We start from the raw sequence: 16,074 nt of genomic DNA, 5'->3' as shown, positions 1-16,074 counted from the left end.
AATCCTCTACGACGAGCGGTAGTATTTACTACGTCGCGTAGTACGGATGGTTGGGGGTTTTCAGGTGGACGCGTTGGACGTTGCCCGCTGGCAGTTCGGTGTCACCACCGTCTACCACTTTCTCTTCGTGCCGCTGACCATCGGCCTCTCCGTGCTGGTGGCCATCCTGCAGACGATGTGGCACCGCACCGGCAACGAGCGCTACCTCAAGCTCACCAAGTTCTACGGCAAGCTGTTCCTGATCAACTTTGCCATGGGCGTGGTCACCGGGATCGTGCAGGAGTTCCAGTTCGGCATGAACTGGAGCGACTACTCCCGCTTCGTCGGCGACGTCTTCGGCGCGCCCCTGGCCATCGAGGCGCTCGTCGCGTTCTTCCTCGAATCCACCTTCATCGGCCTGTGGATCTTCGGCTGGGACCGGCTGCCCAAGCGGGCACACCTGGCCAGCATCTGGGCCGCCGCGATCGGCACCAACCTCAGCGCGTACTTCATCCTCGCGGCGAACTCGTTCATGCAGAACCCGGTCGGCTACCGGATCAACGCGGACACCGGTCGCGCCGAGCTGACCGACTTCCCGGCCGTGCTGACCAACAAGGTCGCCCTGATCACCTTCCCGCACACCCTGGCCGGCTCGTTCCTGGTCGCCGGGTCGCTGATCGTCGCGGTCGGCCTGTGGCACGTCATCCGCAACCGCGACTCCGCCGACGCCGGCGCCTACCGCTTCGCCACCAAGTTCGGCTCCTGGGTGGTCCTGGTCGCCTCCGCGGCCGTGCTGTTCACCGGCGACATCCAGGGCAAGATCATGACCGACGTGCAGCCGATGAAGATGGCCGCCGCCGAGGGCCTCTACACCACCGAGAGCCCCGCCTCGTTCTCCGTGCTCACCATCGGCAGCCTGGACGGCAGCCGCGAGGTGTTCGCCATCAAGATCCCGTACCTGCTGTCGTACCTGGGCACCGGCGACCCGAACGGCACCGTGCACGGCATCAACGACCTGCAGGCCCAGTACGCCACCCAGTACGGCGCGGGCAGCTACACCCCGATCATCCCGGTCACCTACTGGAGCTTCCGCTTCATGATCGCCTTCGGGATGGCGGCCGGCGCGATCGCCCTGCTGGTGCTCTGGAGCCAGCGCAAGGGCCGCACCCCGAGCAGCAAGTGGCTACTGCGCGCCGGGCTGGCCATGCCGGTGCTGCCGTTGCTGGCCAACTCCTTCGGTTGGATCTTCGCCGAGATGGGCCGTCAGCCGTGGATCGTCTTCGGCGAGATGCTCACCCGCAACGGGGTGTCGCGCAGCGTCTCGATGGCCGAGGTGCTCACCTCGTTCACCGCCTTCACGCTCATCTACGCCACCCTCGCCGTGATCGAGGTCAAGCTGCTGCTTCGTTACGCCAAGGCCGGCGTGCCCGACGTCAGCGAAGAGCACCCCATCGACGACACCCACGACGACGCCGAGCGCCCGCTCGCCTTCGCCTACTGATCCCGGAGCCCATCGTGGAACTGACCACCATCTGGTTTCTCCTCGTCGCCGTGCTGTTCACCGGGTACTTCATCCTGGAGGGCTTCGACTTCGGCGTCGGCATGCTGCTGCCCGTGCTCGGCCGCGACGACCGGGAACGCCGCGTCCTGATCAACACCATCGGCCCGGTCTGGGACGGCAACGAGGTGTGGCTGATCACCGCCGGTGGCGCCATGTTCGCCGCGTTCCCCGAGTGGTACGCCACCCTCTTCTCCGGCTTCTACCTGCCGCTGCTGCTGATCCTGCTGGCCCTGATCGCCCGGGGAGTCGCCTTCGAGTACCGGCACAAGCGCCCCGAGGCGTCCTGGAAGCGTCGGTGGGACGCAGCGATCGTGGTCGGATCGCTGCTGCCGGCGATCCTGTGGGGCGTCGCCTTCGCCAACATCCTGCGCGGCGTGCCACTGGACGCCGACCACGAGTACGTCGGCGGCCTGCTGAACCTGCTCAACCCGTACGCCCTGCTGGGAGGCGCGACCACCCTCGCGCTGTTCCTCACCCACGGCGCGGTGTTCATCGCCCTGAAGACCACCGGCGACATCCGCGAGCGCGCGGGCGCGCTCGCCGTGCGCCTCGGTGTGGGCGCCGCCGTGCTCGCGGTCGGCTTCCTGACCTGGACGTTGAGCATCCGCTCCAGCGCGGCCGCCGTCGTGCTCGCCGTCGGCGCGGCTCTCGCCCTGCTCGGTGGTCTGGCCGCCGCCCGGGTACGCCGGGAGGGCTGGGCGTTCACCGGCACCGCCGTGGCGATCGGCCTGGCCGTGGCGACCCTGTTCGCGGCGCTGTTTCCGAACGTGCTGCCCTCCACCCTGGACGCGGCCGGCACGCTGACGGCCACCAACGCCGCCTCCACCCCGTACACCCTGAAGATCATGACCTGGGTTGCGGTGATCTTCACTCCGGTCGTGCTGGCCTACCAGGGGTGGACGTACTGGGTGTTCCGCAAGCGCATCGGCGTGGCCAACATCCCGCAGCACTGACCTGCGGGCCGCCCCCGTCGATCATGGAGTTGTGGTGCCCGCTTCAGACTACTAACAGACGCTTTGTTACCCACCACAATTCCATGATCGACGGGGCAGGGGACCTGGTGGCGTGACGGTTCCCGGGTGGCCGTAAATCGGCTGTGGGTGGGGATTCGCCTCGCTAGGGTGTGCCGATGCCTGAGCCCGTGCACGTACGCGAACTCACCGCCGACGACCTTGAGGCCGCCTGGGAGCTGGGTCGGTTCGCGTTCGGCTCCGACCCGCAGCGCCCAGCGCCCGCGTCCACGCCGGTGCCCGGCCTGACCCGTTACGGGGCGTTCGACGACGCCGGTCGGCTCGTGGGCAAGGCCGTCGACCTGCACCATGACCAGTGGTGGTCCGGGCGGGCGGTGCCGGCCGCCGACGTGGCCGGGGTGGCGGTGGCCCCCGAGGCCCGTGGTCGCGGCGTGGCGCGCGCCCTGCTCACCGCGCTGCTGCGCGGCGCCCGCGACCGTCAGGCGGCGATCAGCGCGCTCTATCCGACCGTCGCCGCCCCGTACCGGGCCTGCGGTTGGGAGGCCGCCGGGGTGTTGCGCACCGTCGACCTGGCCACCGCCGCGCTGCCCCGGCACCGGCCCGCGTCGCACCTCACCGTGCGGGCCGGCACACCGGCCGACCTGCCCGCCGTCGCCGACCTCTACGAGCGCGTCGCCCGGCACCGCAACGGCATGCTGACCCGCCGGGGTGAGCTGTTCGACGCCGCCGACCGCGGTCTGCCCGGCGACGGGGTCACCCTCGTCGAGGCCGACGGTGAGCTGGTCGGTTACGCCACCTGGCAGCGGGGCCGCGGCTACGGTGCCGACTCCGTGCTCACCGTCGACGAGGCCCTGGCCGTCACCGCCGAGGCCGCCCGGGAACTCGTCGGGGTGCTCGCCAGCTGGGCCAGCGTCGCGCCGACGCTGCGGCTGTGCCCGCTCGACGGCGACGCCGTCAGCACCGTCCTGCCTCTGGAGGCGGCGCGCGAGCACGAGCGGGACCTGTGGATGCACCGACCGGTCGACGTCGCCCGCGCGGTGGCCGCGCGCGGGTGGCCCGCCCACGCCCGGGGCGTCGTCGACTTTCACCTCACCGACCCGCTCGCCGAATGGAACACCGGCACCTGGCGGTTGGCCGTCGCCGACGGCGCCGCCGAGCTGACCCGCGTCGACGCCGAGGTGCGGCTGCGGCTGGATGTGCGAGGTTTCGCGCTGCTGTACGCCGGGGCGGCCCGCGCCCGGTCGGTCGCGCAGGCGGGCCTGCTGCACACCACCGGCGTCGCGCCGGACGCCCTGGACCTGTTGGGCGCGGGAGGCCCGGCGCAGCTGCTCGACTACTTCTGACGCCGTTGCCGAAGCCGGGCGTTCGGGCGCGGACCTACTCCGGGACTGCCCGTCGGGGACGACCATGGGTCTGCCTCGCCGGTACGGTGTGCCGGTGGAAATTCTGGCGCGGATCCACTCTGGAGCGACGGTGCGGCGGCTGCTGTGCCACCCCCGCCTTCCGCTGGTGGCCGGTTGGGACGCCGACCGTCCGGCGATCAGGATCTGGGAGTACGGAGACGGGCAGCTGCGGGAGTGTGGGACCGTCGGCGCGGGTTCGGCCGGCTATGGCGACGACATCGGCCATGAGCGGTCCAAGCGGACACCCTCCGCCGCCTGGCATCCGGGCGAGGCGCTGCTGGTGGTGGCGGACGCCGAGAGCACCGCCCGCTGGACACCGTCGGGCACCTCGCCGATCGACGGCGTTGCGCCGACCGAGTACCAACGCGAGGTGGCGTTCAGTCCGGACGGTCGGACGCTCTGGTTGTCACCCTCCGGCGGAGAGGACGGCTGGGAACGGTCTGTCGCGCTCGACCTCGCCCTGGGAACGACCTCCATCGGCCCTCAGTGGGACACCGGGGTGGTGGCGCATCCGGCGGGCGGTCTCGTGTGCACCCTCCAGAGCGACCAAGGTGCCACGCTGGTGCTCTTCTCCGAGGACACCGGGCCGGTGCTGCGGCCGTTGCGCCGTGCGCTGGTCCTGGACTGCGACGGCTACGAGGCGCCGATCTTCAGCTCGGACGGCCGGCACTTCGCGGTACGCGGCAACGCGTACGACAACTCGCTGGAGGTGTTCGAGTTCCCCTCGCTACGACGCATCCTGAGCATGACGCTGGGCGAGCCGAGTCCGGGGTACCCGTACCCGCAGGAGTGGCTGGACGAGATGGAATCCTGGTCCCGCCACAACGTCGCGTCCGGTCCGTTGCCGGGGGTCCTCTGGATCGGGACACCCGATGGCGCGGTGGTCGAGCTGGAGATCGACGGGAAGCGGATGACCGAGCACGATGTGCTGCCCGGGTCCGCGGTGACGGCGCTGGCGGCCACCGCCGCGGGTGAGCTCGTCGTCGCGGGCAACGACGGCGTGCTTCTCCTGCTGTCGGCGGGGAGGATCGGCACGGGCGAGGCCCCCAGGGCCGGGGTGACCGAGTTCCTCGCCGCCACCTCCGAGGCGTCGGTTGTCGACATGGACCAGCTCGACCTCACCGACGGGACGCGGACCTGGCAGCCGGGTGACCTGGAGGTGGTCAGCGAGGACTCCGGGAGCGACCCGTCCTGGCTGAGGATCCGGGCCGCCATGAACCGGCTCACCTGAGTCGCTGTCGGGTCAGGCGGCGCCTGCGAGTTCGCCGTTCGCCCGCTGGGTGACCAGGGTGAGCACCCGGGCCGCGGCGGCGAGTTCGTGGGCTGGGATGTCCCCGTACAGCCTGGCGGTGATGCCCGCTACGGCCTCGGCGACGCGGGCCTGCATGGCGTGACCGGTGTCGGTGAGCCGTACGTGCGGCGCGGGGCCGTCGACCTGGGCGAGGTCGGCGTCGATGAGGGCGTCGGTCACCTCGCGCACGGCCCGTTCGTCGACTTTGAGGGTGCTGGTGATCCGGTGCATGAGCTGTGCGCGCTCGACGGGGCCTGCGGCGAGGGCGTTGAGGGCGACCACCTGCCCGAAGCTGAGGCCGAGCGGGCCGGTGGCCCGTTCGAGCAGCGCGCGGGTGGCGTAGTGGGCCTGGCCGATGACCTGGCCGTTGAGGGTGGGGACGGTGGACATGACGCCTCCTTCGATACGTTGGCCGAACCAACGTTGGTCGGACCAACGTAACACCCAATTGTGGGTCGCGCCAACGATTCCTGGTAGGCTGCGCCCCATGGACAACGCGGCCCCGCAGTCACCCGCCGGGCTCAGCACCACCGCGAGCTGGCTGCTCAACCAGACCGCCAGTCACGCCGCCCGCCTGCTCAGCGAGGGCTTCGCCGCGCACGACCTGCGCGGCTACCACTACCGGCTGCTCGCCACCCTGGCCGAGGACGGGCCCGCGAGCCAGGCCGACCTCGGCCGGCGCTGCGGCATCGACCGCAGCGACGTGGTGGCCGCCATCAACGACCTGGCCGGCCGAGGGCTCGTGGTGCGCGCCCCCGACCCGGCCGATCGCCGCCGCAACGTCATCAGCGCCACCGACGCCGGCGCCGACGAGGCCCGCCGGATGGGCGCGACCCTCGAGCGCGTCCAAGCCGACCTGCTCGCCCCGCTGTCCGCCACCGAGCGCGAGCAGCTGACGCGACTGCTCACCCGACTGCTGCGCCACCACAGCCGGCACTGACAGGCCTCAGCGGGCCTCGCGCAGCTCCGCCAGCCGGGCCTCGATCTCGGCCAGCTCGGCGCGCAGCTTCTCGGCCTGCTGCTCCGCCTCGGCCCGCTCGGTGCCGAGGATCTGCTCCACCGCCTCCTGCACCCCCGGCACGTCGACCAGTGCCACCATCTTCAACGCCTCCGCCGGCTTCACCACGTACGGCTTCGCGAGGGCCTTGCTGCCCTGCTGCGCGGCGACGGTCCACTCACCGTCGGCGTACGCCAGGGTCACCGTGAGGCCCGCGGGGCCCTTCGGCTTGACGGCCTTGACCGCCCGCCGCGCCGGCGGCTTCTCCGACTGCTCCACCTTCGGCTCCTCCTGTCGCTGCGCGGGCACCCGCGGCGTGTCCAACACGAACTCCGGCGCGGCCACCGCTGGCGGCTCGGGCTCGGGCTCCGGCTTCGGCTCCACCACCCGACGAGTGACGCCCTTGGGCGCCACGGCCAGGTCGGCGGGGGAGAACGGCAACTCGTCGCGACCGAAGCGCACCACCACGAACTCGTCGGACACCTCGGGGTCGGTCAGCTCGATCACCTGACCGACCTGACCGGCGATCTGCCCCGCCGACGCGGTGAACACCACCCGCGGTTTACGCCCGGCCGCCAACGACTCCCGGATGCTCTGCACCTCGCTAGTGGACAAACCCTGGCCGGCATCCATCACAACCCTCTTCCGTACACCTGTTTGATTGCTGTCTTGATACCAGCCGACTGCGACACCCGCCGCACGGGGCTCACGCCCGCTCAGCCACCCAGCGCCCGCAGCGCCCGGTCCGCGTGCTCGTTCATGCTGACCTCGCTGTGGATCACCTCGATGACCCGCTGGTCGGTGCCGATGACGAACGTCATGCGCTTCATGCTCAACGGCCCCAACGGCACCCGCCGCTTGACCCCGAACTGCTGCGCCACCGCGCCGTCGGCGTCCGAGAGCAGCGGATAGTCGAAGCCGTGCAGCTTCGCGAACTCGGCCTGCTTCGCCACCGGGTCGCGGCTGATGCCCACCCGCGTCGCGCCCAGCGCCGTGAACTCCGCGCCGAGGTCGCGGAAGTGGCAGCTCTCCGCCGTGCACCCCCGGGTCATCGCCGCCGGGTAGAAGAACAGCACCACCGGCCCGGCCGCCAGGAACTCCGACAGCCGCCGCGGCGTGCCCGTCTCATCCGGCAGCTCGAAATCCTGCACCTCGTCGCCGACACCCACACCCGCCACCGCGCACCTCCATCGTCTGATCGACCGCGCGGTGAGCGTAAGCGATCACGCCCAGAGCGCCGCCACCTCGTCGGCCACCACGTCGGCCTGGCTTCTCCCGGCTCGCGCCGCGCCCGCGCGCCGGGCCGGGTCCAGCACGTTGCGGCCGATCGCCGTGCGCGCCGCCGCGTCCGGCGTCAGCACCACCACCCGCGACCCGGCCGCCCGCAACGCGTCCACCTGCGCCGACAGCCGTGGCATCGGTCCGAACGCCGCCGACGTCGGCGCGAGCACCAGCACCCTGCGCCCGCCCGCCGCCAGATCCGCGTTCACCGTCGAGCGCATCCCACCGTCGACGAATCGGCGCGCGCCGATCGTCACCGGCGGCCACACCCCGGGCACCGCGCAACTCGCGCCCACCGCGTCCACCAGGGACACCCCGCTGTCCCTGTCGAACACCACGAACTCACCGGACGACGCGTCCACCGCCGTGATCAGCAGCCGCCGCTGCGGCCACTCCCGGTCCGGCAGACGGGCCTCGATCACCGCCCGTCGCGACGCCTCCGACGGGGTACGCGCCGCCACCGCCATCGCCCCGATCCGGGCCCGCGAGCGCACCGCGTCGCGGGTCCGACCACCGGCCCAGATCAGCCGCGCCAACGTCGCGAAGCCCAACCGTGCCGCCAGCTCGCTCGACGGCGGCACCAACTGCTCGCTGTAGAAACCCTCGACGGGCAACCCGGAGCACACCTGGGCGCCGACCACCGAACCCGCCGACGTGCCCACCACCAGATCCGCCTCGGTGACCGGCACGCCCCGCTCGACCCACCCGGCCAGCAGCCCCAACTCCCAGGCCACCCCGGTCACCCCGCCACCGCCGAGCACCAACGCCCGCTGCATGTGACCCTCCTCTCGACGACCGACCCGCGCCGGTCACGGTAGCGTCGGCACGACCAGCGCGCAGCCGTCAGACCGCCAGGAGGCACCGTGGCACCCGTCACCGTCATCACCGGCGGCGGCCGGGGCATCGGCGCGGCCACCGCCCGTCGGCTCGCCGCCGCCGGTCACCACGTCGCCCTGTGCTACCGCCGCGACGAGGCCGCCGCCACCACCGTCCTGGCCGACCTGCGGGCCGCCGGCGCACAGGCCATCGCGGTACGCGCCGACACCACCGACCCCGAGCAGGTGCACGCCCTGTTCGACGCGGCCGCCCAACTCGGCCCGCTCACCGGCCTGGTCAACAACGCCGGCGTCACCAGCCTGATCGGGCCGTTCACCGAGCTGCGCGTCGAGGACCTGCGCCGGGTCGTCGACGTCAACCTCGTCGGCTACGTCCTCTGCGCCCAGCAGGCCGCCCGCCGGCTCACCGACGGTGGGGCGATCGTCAACGTCTCGTCGGCGGCCGCGACCCTCGGCAGCCCGGGGGAGTACGTGCACTACGCCGCCGTGAAGGCCGCCACCGACACCCTCACCGTCGGCCTGGCCAAGGAACTCGCCCCGAAGGGCATCCGGGTCAACGCCGTGGCCCCCGGCATCGTGCGCACCGACATCCACGCCGACTCCGGGGTGCCCGACCGCGCCGACTCCGCCGTCGGACGCATCCCGCTGGGCCGCGCCGGCGAACCCGACGAGATCGCCGCCGCCATCGCCTGGCTGCTCGGCCCGGATGCCTCGTACGCCACCGGGACCGTGCTGCGCGTCTCCGGCGGTCTCTGACGGGCGCCGCGGGGTGCCGCTTCACGGCACCCCGCGCGCACTCAGTGGGTGAACAGCTTCGCCGCGGTGACGACGGTCTGGGCGACCCCGTAGCCGAGCAGCGCCGCCACCACCAACCAGGAGATCCACAACCGGGCCTGCTGCCCGGGTCGGCTGTCCTCACTCATCGCGTACCACTCCTCTGCGCCGTCGTGTCCTCGTCCACGTCCCGATCCGCGTTCTCATCCGCGCCCTGTTGCGGGGCCTGCTCCGCCGCCGGTTCGTGGTAGCGCTGCGGCACCGGCCGCACCAGCAGGTTCGCCACGAAGCCCACGGCCAGCACAGCCACCATCGTGAACAGCGCCGGCCGGTACGCCGCGGCGGTCAGCGAGCCCGGCTCGCCCTGGGCGTCGAGGAACCCGTTGACGATCAGCGGACCGGCGATCCCCGCCGCCGACCAGGCGGTCAGCAGCCGACCGTGGATCGCGCCGACCTGAAAGGTGCCGAACAGGTCCCGCAGGTACGCCGGCACTGTCGCGAAGCCACCGCCGTAGAACGACAGGATCACGCAGGCCAGCAGCACGAACAGGGCCGTCGAGGTCTGCCCGACGAGCGCCAGCAGCGCGTAGAGCACCATGCCGACACCCAGGTACACCAGGTAGATCGGTTTGCGGCCGATGACGTCCGAGGTGGACGACCACACGAACCGCCCGGCCATGTTGAACAGCGACAGCAGACCCACGAACCCACCGGCCGCCGCGACGGTCACCGCCGAGGTGCCGTTGTCGCGGAAGAAGTCCTGGATCATCGGGCTGGCCTGCTCCAGGATGCCGATGCCGGCGGTCACGTTGCAGAACAGCACCACCCACAGCAGCCAGAAGGAGCGGGTCTTCACCGCGTTCGCCGCCGACACGTTCGCCGTGGTGACCAGCGGCTTCGCCGCCACGCTCGCCGGGTCGAAGCCGGCCGGGCGCCAGCCCTGCGCCGGCACCCGCACGTTCGCCACCCCGAACATCATGATCACGAAGTAGCCCAGGCCGAGCGTCACGAACAACCACACCAGGGCGCTGCCCGACGCCGTCGACCCCGCATTGGCCGGGTCGTAGCCGGAGTCGTAGAACGACAACAGTTGCCGCGACAGGGGAGAGGCGACCATCGCCCCACCACCGAACCCCATGATCGCCAACCCGGTGGCCAGCCCTGGCCGGTCCGGGAACCACTTGATCAGGGTGGAGACGGGGGAGATGTAGCCGATGCCCAGCCCGATGCCGCCGAGCAGCCCGTAGCCCAGATACAGCAGCCACAACTGCTTCGTGGCGATGCCCAGCGAGCCCACCAGGAAACCCGTCGCCCAGAAACAGGCGGAGACGAACATGGCCTTCCGCGGCCCGTTCGCCTCCACCCAGGTCCCGGCGACCGCGGCGGACAGCCCGAGCATCACGATCGCGATGCTGAAGATCACCCCGATCGCGGTCTGGCTGGTGTCGAAGTGGGCGATCAGGGAGTTCTTGTAGACGCTGGTCGCGTAGACCTGACCGATGCAGAGGTGGATGGCCAACGCCGCCGGGGGGATGAGCCACCGGCTGTAGCCGGGCGGCGCGACGGTGTGCCGACGATCGAGTGCGGAAAGCATGCGCTGCTTCCTCTCCGATGAGGACGAGAAACGTCGCACCCAACGTGCCCACACCACTCGTAAGCGGCAAACCTCACCGTCGCCGGACGGTCGTTCCGCTGAGCTGAGCGGTCAGTCAGCGTCCGCGCGGCGCGCTCCGTGATCGACTCGGCTTGCGGAAAGTCGGGGCATCACGGCGGTCCGGACACCACGACACGCCGGGAAACCGAGTCGGCCACGCCAGCGGCTCAGGCCGCGACTAGCGCAGGTCCGGCAGGTGCCAGCCGCCGGCCAGCGCGTCGGCGTCCGCCGGACCCCAGCTGCCCTTCTCGTACGACTGCACCGCCGTCGGCAGATCCAGGATCGGCTCGACGATGCGCCACTCCTGCTCGATCGTCTCGGCCCGCGCGAAGCGCAGGTGCTGCCCGTCCATCGCATCGTCGAGCAGCCGCTCGTACGCCTCCTGCCGGCGACCGAAAGCCGAGCCGAAATCGACGGACAGATCCACCGGACGACTCGCCACCTCGGCACCCGGGCTCTTCGCCTGGATCGACATCGTGATGCCGTCACCGCGCCCGAGGCGGAAACGCAGCAGGTTCGCGGCCCTCGCCGTGCCCTGCTCGGCGGGGATCAGCGAGCGCTGCGGCTGCTTGAACTCGACCACGACCTCCGTCGCCGTCCCCGGCAGGGACTTACCGGTGCGCAGGTAGAAGGGCACGCCCGCCCAGCGGGGGGAGTCGACGGTCAACCGGGTCGCCACGAACGTCTCCGTGTTCGAGTCCGCCGCCACGCCGGGCTCGTCGCGGTAGCCGGCGTACTGCCCCCGGACGGTGGACTCCGGCGACAGCGGCGCTACCTGGCGCAGCACCGCGGCCTCCGCCTCCCGGAACGCGGCGGTGTCCTCGCTGGCCGGCGCCTCCATCGCGATGAGCGCCACGACCTGGAGGATGTGGTTCTGCAGCACGTCCCGGGTCGCACCCACCGTGTCGTAGAAGCCGGCCCGGCCCTGGGTGCCGAAACCCTCGGCGAGGGTCACCTGGATGTTGTCGATGTGCTCGTTGTTCCACAGCGGCTCGAAGAGCCGGTTGGCGAACCGGAAGGCGTAGAGACCCTCGACGGCTTCCTTGCCGAGGTAGTGGTCGATGCGGAACACCCGCTCGGGCGCGAAGACCGCGCCCAGGCTGCGGTCCAGCTCGCGGGAGGACTCCAGGTCACGCCCGAACGGCTTCTCCACGATCACCCGACCCCGGTCGGCCAGACCCACGGCCGCCAGGCCCTCCACGACGGAGCCGAACACCGCCGGAGGGATCGCCAGGTAGAAGACCGGCCGCTCGGCGTCGCGCAGCCGCTCAGCCAGCCGCTGGTACGTCGTCGGGTCCGCGTAGTTGCCGGAGACCATCGAAAGGTTGTCCGCCAGCCGATCGAAGATCTCGTCGTCGATCTCGTCATCGGCCTCGTTGACCGACTTGCGGGCCATGGTGACCAACTGCTGATCATCCCAGGGGGAGCGGGCCACGCCGATCACCGGAACGTCGAGGCGGTCGCGCCGGGTCAGCTCGTACAGCGCCGGAAACAGCTTCTTCGAGACGAGGTCTCCCGTGACGCCGAACAGCACTACCGCGTCAGAGCGCACGTCCATGGCACTTCCCATTCGATCATCCGAACCTGATCTTCCGAACGGACAACGGCACGACCCACCCCAGGAATTCCCCAGCGTGCGGCGTACGTGAGGTCGGCGACAACACTGTCTCGACGAGCCCTTACGTTAAGGAAGGTTTACAGTGCAGGCGCAACGCCGGTAGCCTGCGACTCTAATCGACGAAGGTCGATCATGACGAGGCCTGGAGGTACCGTGCGTCGCCGACACACCACCACACGGCTGCTGGCCATAGCCGCCCTCGCGCTACCAGTCATCCTGCCCGCAACGCCCGCCGCCGCCACGACACCCACCGCACCAGCCCGACACCTCAGCGACGTCATCCCCGCACCGGTCGAAACCCACCCCGACGCGCACGACACATTCCGGATCACCCCCCTGACCGTCATCCGCACCACCCCCGGCTCAGCCGCCGCCTGGCACGTCGGCCACCAACTCGCCACCACACTTCGCCCCGCCACCGGCCACGCCCTGCCCGTCCTGCCCGTACGCTCCACCCCGCTACCCGAGATCGCCCTGCTCATCGGCGGCGCCGACGACCGCATCGGCCAACAGGGCTACCAACTCGACGTCACCCGCCGCGGCATCACGATCCGCGCCAACACCCCCGCGGGGCTGTTCGCCGGCACCCAGACCCTGCGCCAACTGCTCCCCGCCGAGATCGAGGCACCCGAGCGGCAGCGGACCACCTGGACAATCCCCGGCGGACGAATCGTCGACTACCCACGCTTCGCCTACCGGGGCGCGATGCTCGACCTGGCACGCCACTTCCACACCGTCGACGACATCACCGCCTACGTGGACCTGCTCAGCCAGTACAAAATCAACTACCTGCACCTGCACCTGACCGACGACCAGGGCTGGCGCATCCAGATCGACTCCTGGCCCCGCCTCACCACCGTCGGCGGCGGACCCGGCACCGGAGTCGACGGCGTCGGCCCCGGATACCTCACCAAGGCCGACTACAAGGCCGTCGTCGCCTACGCCGCCGCACGACACATCACGATCATCCCCGAGATCGACATGCCCGGGCACACCAACGCCGCCCAGTCGACGTACCCCGAACTCAACTGCGACGGCGTCGCACCGCCCCCGCGCACCGACATGGCGGTCGGCTACAGCTCCCTCTGCATCAACGACGAACTCACCTACCGCTTCGTCGAGGACGTCATCCGCGAAGTCGCCGCCATCACCCCCGGGCCATTCCTGCACATCGGCGGCGACGAAGCCCACGCCACCACCGACGCGGACTACCGCACCTTCATGAACCGGGTCCTGCCCCTGGTCGCGAAGTACGGCAAACGCGCCTCCGGATGGAACGAGATCACCCAGGCCGACCTGCCCACCGACGCCGTTGCCCAGTTCTGGGGCACCGGCACCACCAACGCCAGCCTCGCCGCGGCCGCCGCCCGCGGCAACAAGGTCATCATGTCCCCGGCGAACAAGGCCTACCTGGACATGAAGTACGACGCCAACACCCGCCTCGGCCTGCGCTGGGCCGGCCTGATCGAGGTGTCCGACGCGTACGGCTGGGACCCCGCCACCCGGGTCACCGGCGTCGGCGAGAACGCCATCCTCGGCGTCGAGGCCCCCCTGTGGTCCGAGACGCTGCGCACCCTGGACGACATCGAATACATGGCCTTCCCCCGCCTACCCGCGATCGCCGAGCTCGGCTGGTCCACCACCGCCAGCCACGACTGGGAATCCTTCCGGACCCGGCTGGGGGAGCAGGCGCCCCGCTGGCGACTGCAACAGGTCGACTTCTACCCATCCCCGCAGGTGCCCTGGCTCTGAGCCGTACCCCGTCACCCACCCGTCGTGGGCACCGGCCGAAACGGCCGGTGCCCACGACGGTCAACGACCGCAGACGGTGTCCAACGCCTTCACCGCCGGATCGAACGCGGACCGCACCCCGTCATCTGGCGTGACCCCGATGCGACACCGCGCGGACAATCATCGCGTCGGCCCCCACCAGAACCCGCACCCCCGCGGGACCCGGACGGGCAGCGGTGACGATGGTCGCCGGTTCGCCAAGGACGTCACCCATGTCGGCGGTCAACTCGGTGAAGCCGTTGCCCGCCATCCGGGCGGCCAGGCAGGCGGTGCTGTTCACATTGGCGACGTCCTCAGCAACCCCGATCGACGGCGCGAACATCCGCGCCACCACACCCCCCACGCGGGTGGGGACCGAATAGACGTAGCAGCCCAGCAACCCCAACCTGTCGCACGCCGCCCGGAGCCGGTCCAGGCGAGGGTCCAGGGCCACGACGGCACCAGGTGCGGTGACCGGCACCAACATCCGCGCCCGCCCCAACGACGCCACACACGCTCCGGAAACAAGGTCGCCCGCAGCGACACCGAGAGCGTCGACGACGAGCCCAACCTCGAACGAGGTCGCCTCCCGTACGACCACCGGACCCGGGTCGAACTCGGCCCGGATCCGGTCACCGTCGCAGGCCGCGCGACCGACGAACGTACGCCCCGACACCCGCAACCTGAACTCGTGCTCGCCACCGCCACGACGCCCGGCGAGGTACGCCACCGCCGCCACCGTCCCATGCCCACACGCGGGCAGCTCCCCCTCTGCGGTGAAGAACCGCAGATCCACCGGCTCGTCGCCCACGACGCGCCCCACGAACACGGCATGTGACGTGCCCATCCGAACCGGCACCCGGCTGCGCTCGGCATCGCTCAACACGTACCTCGCATCCGGTGCGGGGGACAGGGGCTCATCGACGACAGACGTTGGACTGCCCCCACGCCCGCCCCGAAGGCAGGCGTTGACGATGGTGACCACAACCGAGTCATCGAAAGCGGCCACCGCCGCACTGTCGCCACCCACGACGCAACCACCCCTCTGGATCCGTGCCATCACCGTCCACCCACGAGGTACATACCAAGCCAACAACCTCAGTAGCATCTCGACCATGAACCTGGCGGTCGATCAATCAGCGGAAACCGGAGCACCCGTGGTGTGCCTGCCCATGTTCAGCATGAGCCGCGCCGCCACGGCCGCCGCCTTCCGCCCCGCGCTCGCCGACGCCGGCCTGCGAGAGATCTACCTGGACCTGCCCGGCCACGGCGACACCCCCGCCAACTGCCCACCCACCTCCCAGGCGGTGCTGGACACCGTCTGCGCCTGGCTCGACCACCACGTCGACGCGCCAGTCCTGCTCGCCGGCAGCTCCTACGGCGCGTACCTGGCCGCCGGCATCGCCCGCCAACGACCCGAACTCGTCCGCGGCCTGCTCCTCGTCTGCCCCGGCGTCACCATCGCCCGCGACAGTCGGAGCCTGCCCGACGACCCACCACTCGACGCGCCCCCGGGCTGGCTCGACGCCGCTCCCGCCGCCCTGCACGGACACTTCGACGCCGCCCTGGGCCACCGCACTCCAGCCGTCGTCGCGACGGTGCTCGCGGCACTGAACGCCGGCGGCCCCGGCGACGAGGCATTCCAACAGGAGTTGCAGAGCGGTCCCGGCTACGCGCTACCCGACGAGAACGCTGACGTCGTCTTCGACGGCCCGGTCACCGTGATCACCGGAAGACAGGACGGAATCATCGGCTACGCCGACCAGTTCCGCGCCATGCGCCACTACCCGCGTGGCACCTACACGGTGATCGACGCGGCAGGGCACTATCTGCCGTACGAACAACCCGCCCTGCTGCGCGCGCTCACCCAGGACTGGCTGCGCCGCACCCGCGGCACATCACCGTACTGACGACGCCCAGCAGGGGAGAGCATCGCCAG

16 protein-coding genes are annotated in these 16,074 nt (G+C 70.9%); 8 read left to right on the top strand and 8 right to left on the bottom strand.

The window, feature by feature from the left end; genetic code table 11:
* The first annotated feature begins 64 nt into the window (after positions 1 to 64).
* The 4 genes from ABTW72_RS28430 to ABTW72_RS28415 all read left to right on the top strand — a co-directional run bounded on the left by ABTW72_RS28430 (position 65) and on the right by ABTW72_RS28415 (position 5,145).
* Complete coding sequence (locus tag ABTW72_RS28430; protein WP_350863798.1) at positions 65 to 1,480, top strand: cytochrome ubiquinol oxidase subunit I; 1,416 nt, start codon at positions 65 to 67, stop codon at positions 1,478 to 1,480.
* Positions 1,481 to 1,494: 14 nt separating this feature from the next.
* Positions 1,495 to 2,493, top strand: coding sequence for a cytochrome d ubiquinol oxidase subunit II (cydB, locus tag ABTW72_RS28425; protein WP_112586980.1), 999 nt, complete (start codon positions 1,495 to 1,497; stop codon positions 2,491 to 2,493).
* Between the two features lie 176 nt (positions 2,494 to 2,669).
* Positions 2,670 to 3,854 carry a GNAT family N-acetyltransferase gene (locus ABTW72_RS28420; RefSeq protein ID WP_350863796.1) on the top strand — a complete coding sequence of 395 codons (1,185 nt, stop codon included), beginning with the start codon at positions 2,670 to 2,672 and terminating at the stop codon, positions 3,852 to 3,854.
* 94 nt (positions 3,855 to 3,948) lie between these two features.
* Positions 3,949 to 5,145 carry a WD40 repeat domain-containing protein gene (locus ABTW72_RS28415; RefSeq protein WP_350863794.1) on the top strand — a complete coding sequence of 399 codons (1,197 nt, stop codon included), beginning with the start codon at positions 3,949 to 3,951 and terminating at the stop codon, positions 5,143 to 5,145.
* Positions 5,146 to 5,157: 12 nt separating this feature from the next.
* On the opposite strand, the gene ABTW72_RS28410 is transcribed toward ABTW72_RS28415, so the two are convergent.
* Positions 5,158 to 5,595, bottom strand: coding sequence for a winged helix DNA-binding protein (locus tag ABTW72_RS28410; protein WP_350863792.1), 438 nt, complete (start codon positions 5,593 to 5,595; stop codon positions 5,158 to 5,160).
* Positions 5,596 to 5,692: 97 nt separating this feature from the next.
* Between ABTW72_RS28410 and ABTW72_RS28405 the strand changes: the two genes are divergently transcribed.
* Complete coding sequence (locus ABTW72_RS28405) at positions 5,693 to 6,145, top strand: MarR family winged helix-turn-helix transcriptional regulator (RefSeq protein WP_350863790.1); 453 nt, start codon at positions 5,693 to 5,695, stop codon at positions 6,143 to 6,145.
* A gap of 6 nt (positions 6,146 to 6,151) precedes the next feature.
* Here the strand turns inward: ABTW72_RS28405 and ABTW72_RS28400 are convergent, their stop codons facing one another.
* From ABTW72_RS28400 to ABTW72_RS28390, 3 genes are all read right to left on the bottom strand, one after another.
* Positions 6,152 to 6,835 carry a hypothetical protein gene (locus ABTW72_RS28400; protein WP_350863788.1) on the bottom strand — a complete coding sequence of 228 codons (684 nt, stop codon included), beginning with the start codon at positions 6,833 to 6,835 and terminating at the stop codon, positions 6,152 to 6,154.
* Between the two features lie 83 nt (positions 6,836 to 6,918).
* Positions 6,919 to 7,380, bottom strand: coding sequence for a peroxiredoxin (locus ABTW72_RS28395; RefSeq protein ID WP_350863786.1), 462 nt, complete (start codon positions 7,378 to 7,380; stop codon positions 6,919 to 6,921).
* A 45-nt stretch (positions 7,381 to 7,425) separates the two neighbouring features.
* On the bottom strand, positions 7,426 to 8,259 hold the full coding sequence (locus tag ABTW72_RS28390; protein WP_350863784.1) for a patatin-like phospholipase family protein: 834 nt from the start codon (positions 8,257 to 8,259) through the stop codon (positions 7,426 to 7,428).
* 87 nt (positions 8,260 to 8,346) lie between these two features.
* On the opposite strand from ABTW72_RS28390, the gene ABTW72_RS28385 reads away from it, so the two are divergent.
* Positions 8,347 to 9,075, top strand: a complete 729-nt coding sequence (locus ABTW72_RS28385; RefSeq protein WP_350863782.1) for an SDR family oxidoreductase — start codon at positions 8,347 to 8,349, stop codon at positions 9,073 to 9,075.
* 41 nt (positions 9,076 to 9,116) lie between these two features.
* On the opposite strand, the gene ABTW72_RS28380 is transcribed toward ABTW72_RS28385, so the two are convergent.
* The 3 genes from ABTW72_RS28380 to zwf form a co-directional block, all read right to left on the bottom strand.
* On the bottom strand, positions 9,117 to 9,242 hold the full coding sequence (locus tag ABTW72_RS28380; protein ID WP_256442137.1) for an MFS transporter small subunit: 126 nt from the start codon (positions 9,240 to 9,242) through the stop codon (positions 9,117 to 9,119).
* Positions 9,239 to 10,687, bottom strand: coding sequence for an OFA family MFS transporter (locus ABTW72_RS28375; RefSeq protein ID WP_350863779.1), 1,449 nt, complete (start codon positions 10,685 to 10,687; stop codon positions 9,239 to 9,241). The genes ABTW72_RS28380 and ABTW72_RS28375 overlap by 4 nt, the downstream gene beginning before the upstream one ends.
* 238 nt (positions 10,688 to 10,925) lie before the next feature.
* Complete coding sequence (gene zwf, locus ABTW72_RS28370; protein ID WP_350863776.1) at positions 10,926 to 12,305, bottom strand: glucose-6-phosphate dehydrogenase; 1,380 nt, start codon at positions 12,303 to 12,305, stop codon at positions 10,926 to 10,928.
* A 192-nt stretch (positions 12,306 to 12,497) separates the two neighbouring features.
* On the opposite strand from zwf, the gene ABTW72_RS28365 reads away from it, so the two are divergent.
* Positions 12,498 to 14,117, top strand: coding sequence for a beta-N-acetylhexosaminidase (locus tag ABTW72_RS28365; protein WP_350863773.1), 1,620 nt, complete (start codon positions 12,498 to 12,500; stop codon positions 14,115 to 14,117).
* Positions 14,118 to 14,238: 121 nt separating this feature from the next.
* Here ABTW72_RS28365 and ABTW72_RS28360 read toward each other — a convergent pair whose 3' ends face one another.
* Entirely contained in the window at positions 14,239 to 15,120 is an 882-nt protein-coding gene (locus ABTW72_RS28360; RefSeq protein ID WP_350864009.1) for a PhzF family phenazine biosynthesis protein, read from the bottom strand.
* Between the two features lie 130 nt (positions 15,121 to 15,250).
* Between ABTW72_RS28360 and ABTW72_RS28355 the strand changes: the two genes are divergently transcribed.
* Positions 15,251 to 16,045, top strand: coding sequence for an alpha/beta fold hydrolase (locus ABTW72_RS28355; protein WP_350863771.1), 795 nt, complete (start codon positions 15,251 to 15,253; stop codon positions 16,043 to 16,045).
* Positions 16,046 to 16,074: the final 29 nt, after the last annotated feature.

The sequence above is a fragment of the Micromonospora sp. NPDC127501 genome, from assembly GCF_040302185.1.
GTDB lineage: Bacteria > Actinomycetota > Actinomycetes > Mycobacteriales > Micromonosporaceae > Micromonospora.
This window is presented reverse-complemented; position numbering and strand designations above follow the sequence as displayed.